Source organism: Hydrogenophaga sp. FG152, assembly GCF_057809615.1.
On the sequence record NZ_JBMDKH010000002.1, the window covers coordinates 208,236 to 220,399 of the forward strand.

The 12,164-nt window shown below is 66.4% G+C and carries 12 protein-coding genes; all 12 read left to right on the forward strand.

Annotated features, from left to right (window positions below; all coding sequences use genetic code 11):
* Positions 1-35: 35 nt before the first annotated feature.
* Positions 36-911: a diaminopimelate epimerase gene (gene dapF, locus ACODTB_RS03760; RefSeq protein ID WP_488929107.1), complete on the forward strand. Its 876-nt coding sequence runs from the start codon at positions 36-38 to the stop codon at positions 909-911.
* Positions 912-935: 24 nt separating this feature from the next.
* Entirely contained in the window at positions 936-1,622 is a 687-nt protein-coding gene (locus tag ACODTB_RS03765; RefSeq protein ID WP_291117867.1) for a DUF484 family protein, read from the forward strand.
* An 11-nt stretch (positions 1,623-1,633) separates the two neighbouring features.
* Complete coding sequence (locus tag ACODTB_RS03770) at positions 1,634-2,653, forward strand: tyrosine recombinase XerC (protein ID WP_291117864.1); 1,020 nt, start codon at positions 1,634-1,636, stop codon at positions 2,651-2,653.
* Between the two features lie 94 nt (positions 2,654-2,747).
* Positions 2,748-3,194, forward strand: a complete 447-nt coding sequence (locus ACODTB_RS03775) for a DsrE family protein (RefSeq protein ID WP_291117861.1) — start codon at positions 2,748-2,750, stop codon at positions 3,192-3,194.
* Positions 3,195-3,712: 518 nt separating this feature from the next.
* Complete coding sequence (locus ACODTB_RS03780; RefSeq protein WP_488929108.1) at positions 3,713-4,804, forward strand: CobW family GTP-binding protein; 1,092 nt, start codon at positions 3,713-3,715, stop codon at positions 4,802-4,804.
* Positions 4,805-5,043: 239 nt separating this feature from the next.
* Complete coding sequence (gene dksA / locus ACODTB_RS03785; protein WP_488929109.1) at positions 5,044-6,279, forward strand: RNA polymerase-binding protein DksA; 1,236 nt, start codon at positions 5,044-5,046, stop codon at positions 6,277-6,279.
* A gap of 56 nt (positions 6,280-6,335) precedes the next feature.
* A complete protein-coding gene (locus ACODTB_RS03790; RefSeq protein ID WP_291118073.1) occupies positions 6,336-8,219 on the forward strand; it encodes an STAS domain-containing protein in 1,884 nt (627 codons plus the stop codon).
* 90 nt (positions 8,220-8,309) lie between these two features.
* On the forward strand, positions 8,310-8,855 hold the full coding sequence (gene hslV, locus ACODTB_RS03795) for an ATP-dependent protease subunit HslV (RefSeq protein WP_291118076.1): 546 nt from the start codon (positions 8,310-8,312) through the stop codon (positions 8,853-8,855).
* On the forward strand, positions 8,855-10,189 hold the full coding sequence (gene hslU / locus ACODTB_RS03800) for an ATP-dependent protease ATPase subunit HslU (protein ID WP_291118078.1): 1,335 nt from the start codon (positions 8,855-8,857) through the stop codon (positions 10,187-10,189). The genes hslV and hslU overlap by 1 nt, the downstream gene beginning before the upstream one ends.
* Positions 10,190-10,513: 324 nt before the next feature.
* The gene (gene mraZ, locus ACODTB_RS03805; protein WP_291118081.1) at positions 10,514-10,930 is read left to right on the forward strand and encodes a division/cell wall cluster transcriptional repressor MraZ; all 417 of its coding nucleotides are present in this window, start codon (positions 10,514-10,516) and stop codon (positions 10,928-10,930) included.
* Between the two features lie 5 nt (positions 10,931-10,935).
* Positions 10,936-11,862, forward strand: a complete 927-nt coding sequence (rsmH, locus tag ACODTB_RS03810) for a 16S rRNA (cytosine(1402)-N(4))-methyltransferase RsmH (protein WP_291118084.1) — start codon at positions 10,936-10,938, stop codon at positions 11,860-11,862.
* Entirely contained in the window at positions 11,859-12,164 is a 306-nt protein-coding gene (ftsL, locus tag ACODTB_RS03815) for a cell division protein FtsL (protein WP_291118087.1), read from the forward strand. The genes rsmH and ftsL overlap by 4 nt, the downstream gene beginning before the upstream one ends.

Consider the following 12,164-nt stretch of genomic DNA (forward strand, 5'->3'; position numbering starts at 1 on the left):
ACGCCCGCGCGGCGCAGGGCGGATAATCGATGGCCATGCACATCCGATTCACCAAGATGCAGGGCGCCGGCAACGATTTCGTCGTGCTTGACGAGACGCGAGGTCGCCTGGGCCTGAGCGCCGCGCAATACCGCTTTCTGGCTGACCGCCACTTTGGTGTCGGTGCCGACCAGATCCTCAGCGTGCGCGCCTCGCCCGGGCGCGGGCTCGACTTCGAGTACGTGATCCACAACGCCGACGGCGGCCAGGTGGAGCAATGCGGCAACGGCGCGCGCTGCTTCGTGCGTTACGTGCACGACAAGGGCCTGAGCGCGAAGAACCCGCTGCGCGTGAAGGTGATGAACGCCGAGCTGGAACTGAAGATGCACACCGATGGCCGCGTGACGGTGGACATGAGCCCCCCGGTGTTCGCGCTCGATCGCGTGCCTTTCAACGCCGAGGGCCTCACGCCCGAGCCCATGGGCGGCTTCGAACGCTGGCCGCTGGCGCTGCCCTATGCCGGCGATGTGCCGGTGGCGGTGCTCTCCATGGGCAACCCGCACGCGGTGCTGCTGGTGGACGACGTGCAGGCCGCCCCGGTGCCGTCCTGGGGCCCCTGGATCGAAACGCACGAACGCTTTCCCCGCCGCGTCAATGCCGGCTTTCTGCAAGTGGTGAGCCGCGGTGAGGTGCGCCTGAGGGTCTATGAGCGCGGGGCGGGCGAGACCCTGGCCTGCGGCACGGGCGCCTGCGCCGCCGTGGTGGCCGGCATCCGGCTGGGCCTGCTCGACGAACGGGTGGACGTGCACACCCGGGGCGGCGTGCTCACCATCGAGTGGAAAGACACCCCCAGCCACGACCAGCCCGTTTTCATGACCGGCCCCGCCACCACCGTTTTCGACGGCGAGATCGACATTCCCGACCTCGCCTGATCCCGCCACCGAACCGCACACGCCATGAACGCCAACCACATCCCGCCGATCACCGAAGACGACATCGCCAACTATTTGGCGAACACACCCGACTTCTTCGAGCGCCACGCCAGCCTGCTGGCGGCGGTGCAACTGACCAGCCCGCACGGCCAGCGCGCGGTGAGCTTGCAGGAGCGCCAGGCCGAGATGCTGCGCGAGAAGATCCGGGGCCTGGAGCTCAAGGGCGCGGAGATGATCCGCCACGGCAACGAGAACACCGTGATCGCCGACAAGCTGCAACGCTGGACGCGCGAGCTGCTGCTGACCCGCGACGCGCGCGAGCTGCCCGAGGTCACCACGAAGGCCATCGCCGACCATTTCCTGGTGCCACAGGTGGCCATCAAGGTCTGGGACGTGGAGCCCGCGTACGTGGAGGAAGCCTTCGCCCAGGGTGCCAGCGACGACGTGAAGGCGTTTGCCTCGTCGCTCATGCGCCCGTACTGCGGAGCCAACCCGGGGCTGGAGGCGGCGCAGTGGCTGGCCGACTCGGCCTCGGCCGCCTCGCTGGCCCTGATTCCCCTGCGCGCGGGCATCGCGCCGCAAGCCTTTGGCCTGCTGGTGCTGGCCTCACCCGACACCCAGCGCTTCGCGCCCGACATGGGCACCGACTTCCTCGAACGCATCGGTGAGCTGACCAGCGCGGCCCTGTCGCGCCTGCGCCCCCCGTACTGATTCTGGCGCCCATGAACCTGCCCGAGCGCACCCTGGCTGGCCCGACGGGGACGGGCGGCGATGCCGCGCTGGTGCAGGCCTACCTGAACCACGTCCGGGTGGAAAAGCGGCTGGCGGACCGCACCGTCATTCTGTACACGCTCGATCTGGAGCGCCTGACCACCCATGCCCGCGAGGCCGGTGTGGCCCTCAAGGCCGTTCAGAACGCCCACATCCGCCGCTGGATCGCGCAGATGCACGGTGGCGGGCGCAGCGCGCGCGGCATCGCGTTGATCCTTTCGGGGTGGCGCGGTTTTTATGTGTGGCTGGGCCGCCAGGGCCTCGTGGACCACAACCCGGTGCAGGACGTGCGCGCGCCCAAGGCCGGCAAGCCGCTGCCCAAGGCTTTGGGGGTGGACGACGCGGTGCAGCTGGCTTCGCACCAGGGGGCATCTGACGACCCGGCCCTGGAAGCGCGCGACGCCTGCATCACCGAGCTGCTGTACGGCTGCGGCCTGCGCATCGGTGAGCTGGTGGGGCTGGACGTGGCCGCCAGCGGCAGCGCGCGCGGCTGGATCGATGCGCAGGATGGTGAGGCCCATGTGTTGGGCAAGGGTTCCAAGCGACGCAGCGTGCCGGTGGGGCGCCAGGCGCTGGCGGCGCTCGAGGCGTGGCTGGTGCAGCGCGCGGCCTGGGCCGGTGAGGACCCCGCGCTGTTCATCGGCTCGCGCGGCCAGCGGCTGACGCCGCAGCACATTCGCGTGCGGCTCAAGCGCCGCTCCCTGCTGGCCGGGTTGTCCACGCCGGTGCACCCGCACATGCTGCGGCACTCGTTCGCGAGCCACGTGCTGCAGTCCAGCGGCGATCTGCGGGCGGTGCAGGAGCTGTTGGGCCACGCGAGCATCAGCAGCACGCAGGTGTACACCCGGCTCGACTTCCAGCACCTCTCGCAGGTGTACGACGCGGCGCATCCGCGCGCGGGCAGCCGGGCCGGCCAGGCACCCGAGCCGCTGGACATCACGCCGACGCCGCGACCGCCGCGCTCCCGCTGAGGCATGCCCCTGAGGACCCCTGTCCGGGGCAATGCTTGTAGGATGCTGGACCGCCTCGCGCGATCGCTTTTCTTCACTTCATCCGGAGACACCCATGTTCAAGTTTCTCGCCGTGCTCAAGACCCTGATGCTGGGCGCCGTGCTGGCCACATCTCTGCAGGCAAATGCCCAGGCCCAGACCCAGCCGGCCGTCAAGGTGGTCTACCACCTGAGCGACGGCATCCCGCAGGCCACGCGCGCGATTCAGAACATCCGCAACCACCTGGCGGCGGACCCCACGGCCAAGATCGTGGTGGTGACGCACGGTGCGGGCATCGATTTCCTGCTGGACGGCGCCAACAACACGGCCGGCCAGCCGTTCTCCGGGGCGATCGGCGACCTGTCTGCCAAGGGGGTCGGCTTCTTTGTCTGCAACAACACTTTGGTGTCGCGCAACATCGATCCGGGCAAGGTGGCCATGGAAGCCAAGATCGTGCCTTCTGGCGTGGCCGAAGTGGCCCGGCTGCAGGCGCGTGAAGGCTTTGTTTATCTGCGGCCCTGAGTTCTTCTTTCTTGTTGAGACCTCGCGTCGGGCCGGTGGCGATGCCCGACTGCTCCGGCCCTCCTCGCGGGCGGCTGCCCGGGTCCATCGCAACCCCCTCGTCAACACCAGGTTGGCGCGCACCCTCTGTGGCAACCGCGAATGGGGGCCTGCGCATTCGGGCATCGCCACCGACCCGCAAGAAGCGCGGGCACACCACCGAAGGCGTGCCAACTTTTGTCGTGGGGCGGGTGGTCCGGGCATGAGGGCGCTGGCCCCATTCGCGGTTGCCACAAAAGCAAGCACGCCTGCCCGGTGTTGATGAAGCGACGTAGGTGAACCCGGGCAGTCGCCCGCGAGCGGCCGGCGCCAGCATGCCCGGACCACCCGACCTCGCCAGACCCGGTGGAGCGAAACCGAGGAAAGCAGCCCCCCATCAGGCCTGTTTTTTGCATACCCCGAAAGAGGCATAAAACGCGAGGGTGGCATACACTTCCCGGTTGCCCATTTCGCCACCCCCTCATCTGCCAGCGCCTGCCATGTCACTCATCCCCGCGACCATCCTCACCGGCTTCCTCGGCTCTGGGAAAACCACGCTGCTCAAGCGCGTGCTCAGCGAGGCACACGGCCAGAAGATCGCCGTGGTCGAAAACGAGTTCGGTGAAGAGAACATCGACAACGAAATCCTGGTGGCCGACACCACCGAAAACATCATCCAGATGAGCAACGGCTGCATCTGCTGCACCATCCGCGACGACCTGCGCGCCACCCTGCAGGACCTCGCACAGAAAAAGCGCAAGGGCGAACTCGACTTCGAGCGCGTGGTCATCGAAACCACCGGCCTGGCCGATCCGGGCCCGGTGGCCCAGACCTTCTTCATGGACGACGAGATTGCCGAGCAGTACCTGCTGGACTCCATCCTCACGCTGGTCGACGCCAAGCACGCGGCCGAACAACTCAACGAACGCCAGGAAGCCCGCCGCCAGGTCGGCTTTGCCGACCAGATCTTCATCAGCAAGTCCGACCTCGTGAGCGAGGAAGACCTGGGCGCCCTCACGCACCGCCTCAAGCACATGAACCCGCGCGCTCCCATGCGCCCGGTGCATTTCGGCGACGTGGCGCTCAAGGAAGTGTTCGACCTGCGCGGCTTCAACCTCAACGCCAAGCTCGACATCGACCCCGACTTTCTCAAGGTCGATGACCACGATCACGCGCACGACCATGGCCACGACGACCATGCGCACGAGCACCACGACCACGAGCACGGTGAGCACTGCAATCACCCCTCGCACCAGCACGGCCACGGCGGCCATGGCCACCACCACCATCACGATGACGATGTGAAAAGCTTCGTCTACCGCGCCACACGCCCGTTCAGCCCGGAAAAGCTCGAGGATTTCCTGGGCGCGATCGTGCAGGTGTATGGCCCGCGCATGCTGCGCTACAAGGGCGTGCTGCACATGCAGGGCACCGACCGCAAGGTGATCTTCCAGGGCGTGCACCAGCTCATGGGCAGCGACCTCGGGCCCGTGTGGGCCGAAGGCGAACCGCGCACCAGCAAGATGGTCTTCATCGGCATCGACCTGCCCAAGGACATCCTGGTGCAGGGCCTGGACCAGAGCCTGGCCTGACGGGCATGGTCCGCAACGCCTTCCCGCCCCCTCGTCTCCAGCGGAGCTGAACGTGCCGTTTGTCTCGCTTCTCCAACGACGGGCCCGGGCCCCGGTGCGGGATTCCGGGAGGAACAGGCGGGGCTCGTTACAATCGCGGCCCAAGTTGGCCGGCCGGCCGCCTTTTCGGGCACCGATCGACCAATGCCGAGAGCCGTTCGGCAATGAGGGTATAACGTCGCATCCGGCGGCCCACCGCGATGCGTCTCGGGCCCAGCCCGCCGCAGCGCACCGCCCGAGATCCCGCTTCGTCAGTCACTGAGAGGAGACCCGTTGTGAAAGCCCCGGCAACCAGGACAGCGAAATCAGGCAAACCCGCCGCGTCGGGAGCCAAGGCACGCGCGTCGGCGGCGAAAAAGACCACAACGGTGGCCAAAACCCAGAAAACGGCCGCCAAGCCTGCGGCCAAACCCTCCAAACCCGTGGCCAAGGCCGCGGTCAAACCCGTTGCCAAGACCCCTCTGAAAACCCCCGCCAAGACCGCCGCGAAGCCTGCAGCCAAAGCCAAGACCCCGGCCAAGCCGGTGGTGAAGGCAGCGGTCAAGGCGGTCGCCAAGGGCAAGGCGGTGGTGGCCAAGAAGTCACCCGCCCCCAAGGCCACGCCCGCCAAAACCGCCGCGCGCGCGCCGGTGAAGGCGGCCACCCCTGCGGTCAAACCGGCGGCCAAGGCCGCCCCCAAAGCAACGACCCAGTCCGCTGCCAAAGCGGCTGTATTCTCCGTGACCCCTTCGGTTCCCAAGGCCGCGCCTGCCGCAGCCCCTGTTTCCAAACCTTCCAGCGCCAAGCGCCCGGCGGCTCCCCCACCGGTCGTGGTGGAGCCCACCCCTCGCCCCCTGGGCAAGCGGGCGGCCAAAAAGGTCATGATGGAACAGATGACGCAGGCCGCCGTGGTCCCCACCCACGCCCCAGACGCTGTCAAAGCGACTTTCTCCCATATGAATCAACGTGCCGTCATGACCCCTCCCGTGCCATCCTCCATCCAGAAAGACCCCAAGCGGGCCAACAACTGGAAGACCCTGCCGGTCGAGCAACTCACCGACCTGGACGTGCAAGCCATGCCCGACAGTGAGTACATGAGCGACCTGCAGCTGGCCTACTTCCGTCGCAAGCTGTCCCAGCTCAAGGCCGACATGCTGGCCAACGCTGGCGAAACCACCGAACACCTGCGTGAAGACACCGTGGTCGTGCCCGATCCGGCCGATCGCGCGACGATCGAAGAAGAACACGCGCTCGAATTGCGCACCCGGGACCGGGAACGCAAACTGCTGAAGAAGATCGAACAGGCGATCGCGCGCATCGACTCCGGCGACTACGGTTACTGTGAGGAAACCGGCGAGCCCATCGGTGTCGGTCGCCTGATGGCCCGGCCCACGGCCAGCCTTTCGCTCGAAGCCCAGCAGCGCCGGGAGCTCAAGCAGAAGATGTTCGGGGACTGAGCCCAGTCCCCCTCCGTTCGTTTCAGTTCCCGTTTCATTTCCGGTACCGACTTTCCATGTCCAAGGACGACTCCAGCGGCGGCTTCCTGTCCAAGGTGGTGAAGTTCGTGCGCCATCCGACCACCAGTTGGTCGGACCTGGACACCCGGACGGCCGATCGCGAGAGCGAGTACAGCAAGGCCGCGCTCAAGGAAATGATCGAGCGCAAGCGGCGCAACGACTTCGTGCGCAAGCGCGAGTTCGACATGCTGCGCAAGATCCGCAGCCGCGAGGGCACCGGGGCCGAAGGGCCTGGGATGCGTCCTTCGTTCTTCCAGAGCAGCCTGCCGTCCAAGCCGGACGACCGGGCAGAGACCCTGAAGAAGATCGACGAGATCGAGGCCCAGATGTCGATGCAATGGTGGAAGACCAAGGGGCCCGATTCCCTGGTCAGCACCGGCTCCGGCCTGAACACCGGCACCCACGGCCCAGGCAACCTTGCCTCCGCCAAATCCAAGCAGGTGCCCCTGGCGCCCAGCGTGCCCGAGTCCAGCGTCCGGCAGCGCAAGGCGCAGTACGACGAGACCGAGCCCGGTCCCTTGCCCAATCCGACCGCCTCCGCGCCTGCGACGGTGCAGTCGCTGGACATCCCGGCGCTGAACCTCCCGGCGTCTGCCTCGGCACCCGCTGCCCTGCGCAAGAGCTGGAGCCCGACGCAGGAACGCGAGGTGGCGTCCGCTGCGCCGCCGCCTCCACAGCCACCTGCGCGCACCGGCTTGGTGGCGCCCACGGCCACGAAAGAGCATCGCAGTTCGGGCCAGGAGTTCTCGGCCTCGCATTTCTACGCCCTGGATGTGCAGGAGATCGCGCAGGACCCCGAAGTGGAGGAGGCCGCGATCCGTTTTGCCAATGGCGATGACGCCGGGGCGGAGCAGGGCCTGCTGGAGGTCTTGGGTGAGGGGGGCGCCAAAGCCGACGAAAAGGAAGACTGGCTGGCCCTGTTCGACCTGTACCGCGCCACCGGACAGCTCGCCCCCTTCGAGAGCCGCGCGGTGGATTTCGTCAACCGCTTCAGCCGTTCCGCGCCGCAGTGGTACGACATGCCCGAGACCGTGGCCGGCATGACCGGCAAAGTCTATGTGCCCTCCACCGGCCACAACCGCGCGGTGTGGGTGAGCGAGCCGGAACTGGACGCGCACGCGGTGGGCACCCTGCAGAACGTGCTGCTGCGCGCGGCACAACCCTGGGTGCTCGATTGGACGCCGCTTGAAAGCATGGATCTCAAGGCGGCGCGCGCGTTGCTGGGCATCTTCACCTTGTGGGGCGACCAGGAAGTGGAGTTGCGCTTCCAGGGGTCGTCGCCGTTCCGGGACTTGCTCAAGAGCCAGACGCCCTCGGGCCGCCGTGACGTCGAACAGCTCTGGTGGGAGTTGCGCATGGCGGTGCTGCGCGTCATGAACCGGCCGGACGAGTTCGAACTCACCGCGCTCGATTTCTGCGTGACCTACGAGGTGTCGCCACCGGGTTGGGAAAAGCCGCGCTGCTACTACTCGTCGCAGTCGGCGGACAGGCCCGGCGAGGCCGGCCAATCGGTGCTGGGCGAATCGGTGCTGGAGCAGGTGGCGTCGGGCTTCCCGCACAGCGAATCGGTGCTTGATAGCGAAGCGGGTGACTACAGCCAACTGGGTCTGGTCGAACTCTCGGGCGAGATCCGGGGCGACCCGCAGGTCACGCTCGAGGCGCTGGAGCGCAAGCTCAAAGGTGCCGACGTGCTCATCATTTCCTGCCGCAACCTGATCCGGGTCGACTTTTCGGCCGCGGGCACCTTGCTCAACTGGGTGTCGAACCACCACGCCGAAGGCCGGGTGGTGCAGTTCGTGGACGCGCACCGGCTGGTGTCGGCGTTCTTCCACGTGATCGGCATCACCGAATACGCCAAGGTGGTCGTCCGCATCGACTGACCGAGGCCGCCACCGGCCGTCCTGCATTTCTGTTGCACAAACGCGCGCGGCGCCGTTGCAATCGCACAGACCGTCCTCAACTGAAGCGCCATGGAATCATTTCACGGAACCACCATCGTCTGCGTGCGGCGCGAGACACCCCAGGGCGTGCAAGTCGCCATCGGCGGTGACGGCCAGGTCACGCTGGGCCACATCGTTGTCAAGGGCACGGCCCGCAAAGTGCGCAAGCTCTACCGCGACCAGGTGCTTGCGGGTTTTGCCGGCGCCACCGCCGACGCCTTCACGCTGTTCGAGCGCTTCGAGGCCAAGCTCGAAAAGCACCAGGGCCATCTGGTGCGCGCTGCCATCGAACTCACGCGAGACTGGCGCACCGACCGCGTGTTGCGCCGCCTCGAGGCCATGCTCGCGGTGGCCGATCACAGCGCTTCGCTGATCATCACCGGTAACGGCGACGTGCTCGAACCCGAGCACGGCATCGTGGCCATCGGTTCCGGTGGCGCGTACGCGCAGGCCGCGGCCAAAGCCCTGATCGACCACACCGACCTCAGCGCGGAAGAGGTGGTGCGCAAGTCGCTCGCGATCGCGGGCGAGCTCTGCATCTACACCAACATGAACCACACCGTGGAGGTTTTGTAATGTCCTCCATGACGCCCCAGGAAATCGTTTCCGAACTCGACCGCTTCATCATCGGCCAGAAGGGCGCCAAGCGCGCCGTGGCCATTGCTCTGCGCAACCGTTGGCGGCGCCAGCAGGTCGATGAAAAACTTCGGCCCGAGATCACGCCCAAGAACATCCTGATGATCGGACCCACCGGCGTGGGCAAGACCGAGATCGCGCGCCGCCTGGCCCGCCTGGCCGATGCGCCTTTCATCAAGGTCGAGGCCACCAAGTTCACCGAGGTGGGCTATGTGGGCAAGGACGTGGACAGCATCATCCGCGACCTGGCCGAGATCGCGATCAAGCAGACGCGCGAGGTCGAGATGCGCAAGCAGCGTGCCCGCGCCGAAGACGCCGCCGAGGACCGCATTCTGGACGTGCTCATCCCGCCGCCGCGGGGCATGGCGGGCGAGCCGTCCGCCGTGGTCACGCCGGAGGGCACCGCGCGCCAGAACTTCCGCAAGAAGCTGCGCGAAGGCCAGCTCGACGAGCGCGAAATCGAGATCGACCTGGCCGAGGCGCGTCCGTCGATGGAGATCATGGGCCCGGCCGGCATGGAAGAGATGGCCGAGCAACTGCGCGGCATGTTCAGCCAGATGGGGGCCGGCAAGCGCCAGACGCGCAAGCTCAAGATCGCCGAGGCCATGAAGCTGCTGATCGACGAAGAGGCGGGCAAGCTGGTCAACGAGGAAGAGATCAAGACCCGCGCGCTGCACAACGCCGAGCAGAACGGCATCGTGTTCATCGACGAGATCGACAAGGTCACTTCGCGCAGCGACGCGGGCGGGGCCGAGGTGTCGCGCCAGGGTGTGCAGCGCGACCTGCTGCCGCTGGTGGAGGGCACCACGGTGTCCACCAAATACGGCGTGGTCAAGACCGATCACATCCTCTTCATCGCCAGCGGCGCGTTCCACCTCGCGCGGCCGAGCGACCTGATTCCCGAGTTGCAGGGCCGCTTTCCGATCCGCGTCGAGCTGCAGTCGCTGTCGGTGGACGACTTCGAAGCCATCCTCACGCAGACCCATGCCTCGCTGGTGAAGCAGTACCAGGAGCTGCTGGCCACCGAAGGCGTGACGCTGGCCTTCGCACCCGAGGGCATCCGCCGCCTTGCGCAGATCGCCTACGACGTGAACGAGCGCACCGAGAACATCGGTGCACGCCGACTCTCCACGGTGATGGAACACCTGCTGGATGAAGTCAGCTTCGACGCCACGCGGCTGCAAGGCCAGACCATCACCATCGACGCGGCCTACGTGGACGCCCGCCTGGGCGAGCTCAGCCGCAACGAAGACCTCTCGCGCTACATCCTCTGAACCCCGAGGGCCTCGGCTTCGCGCCGAGCGCCCTTTCGGCCCGTCCGCACCCCGCGTCGCGGGCGTCGCGCCGGCCCTTTTTCTCCCACCTGATCATTCATACAGCCCTGCATGTAACAGGGTTTTGAAGCTTCACATGCAGTGCTTGTTGTAAGTGCTTGCTTTTAATGTGTTTTTGACCGTGATAAAGCTTCTAAATGCTTCCTAAGTGGTTGATTTCATTGAAAAAATGTGTAGCCGACCCGTTGTGCGCAGGGTATTTCCTGATAAAGTGGAAAAAAGTGCAATTAAGTGGTGAAAAGTGTCTTCTAAGGGCTAAAAGCGGTGTTCCAGGGTGCGTCTTCTCTCAGTCTCGATGTGAAGGGCCGGCTGTCCATGCCGACCCGGCACCGGGACGCCCTGGGCGCGGCACTCACCATCACCAAGCACCCCCACGGCTGCCTCATGGTATTCCCCCGCAGCGCCTGGGAACAGTTCCGTGACCGCATCGCCTCCCTGCCCATGCAGGCCCAGTGGTGGAAGCGCATCTTCCTGGGCAATGCGATGGACGTGGACATGGACACCTCCGGCCGTGTGCTGGTCTCGCCCGAGCTGCGCGCGGGAGCCGGCATCAGCAAGGACGTGGTCCTGCTGGGCATGGGCGCCTACTTCGAGCTGTGGGATGCGCAGGTCTACGCGGCGCAGGAAGCCGAAGCCATGAAGGCCGAGATGCCCGATGTCTTCAAGGACTTTTCTTTCTAAGGGCCATGGTGCAAGGCGCATGGAACCATCAAACCGTCCTGTTGAACGAGGCTGTGCAAGCCCTCGGCATCAACCCGGACGGGCACTACGTCGACGCCACTTTCGGGCGCGGCGGTCACTCCCGGCTGATCCTCGAGCAGTTGTCCCGCAAGGGGCGGCTGACCGTCTTCGACAAAGATCCGCAGGCGGTGCAGGCGGCAAAGGACCTGGCGGCCAGCGATGGCCGTTTTTCCATCCGGCACGAGGGGTTCAGCCACCTGGGCGAACTGGGCGATGCGAGCGCCGACGGCCTGCTGATGGACCTGGGCGTGAGCTCCCCGCAGATCGACGACCCCGAACGGGGTTTTTCTTTTCGCCACGACGGACCTCTGGACATGCGCATGGACACCACGCGCGGCCAGAGCGTGGCTCAGTGGCTGGAGACGGCCGAGGTCTCAACCCTGTCGGAGGTCATTCGTGACTATGGCGAAGAACGGTTTGCTCAATCGATTGCAAAGGCGATTGATCGTCGCCGACAGGAACGGGGCCCTTTTCGAACCACCAGCGAGCTGGCCGAAGTCGTGGCTGGCGCGGTCAAAACCCGCGAGCCGGGCAAGGACCCTGCAACGCGCACATTTCAGGCTTTTCGGATTTTCATCAACGCCGAGCTTGAAGAGTTGCAACAAGCGCTAGAGGCCAGCCTGCACGTGTTGCGTCCCGGAGGAAAACTGGTGGTGATCAGCTTCCATTCCCTGGAAGACCGCATGGTCAAGCAGTTCATGGCGCGCCATTCGCGCGCCGTGGTGGACCGCCGCGTGCCTTTCGCCGAACCCGCGCCCATGGCCCTGTGCGGCCTCAAGCGCGTGATGCCTTCCGACGAGGAAGTCAAGGCCAATCCGCGCTCGCGCAGCGCCGTCATGCGCGTGGCCGAGCGCACGGAGGCGCCGGCATGATCCGCCTGAACCTCGTGCTGCTGGCGGCCGTGATCGCGAGCGCCTTCTACCTCGTGCACACCCAGTACGAATCGCGCCGGCTGTACACCGCGCTGGACCGCTCGCAGGCCCAGGCGCGCAAGCTGGAGTCCGAGCATGAGCAGTTGCAGGTGCAGAAACGCGCCCAGGCCACGCCGGCACGCGTGCAATTGCTGGCCGCGCGCCAGCTGCAGATGCGCCCGGTCACGCCGGGCATCACGCAGTACGTCACCGTGTTCGAACCGTCGCAGCCGGCGGCAACGAACCCCACGCCGGAGCGCTGA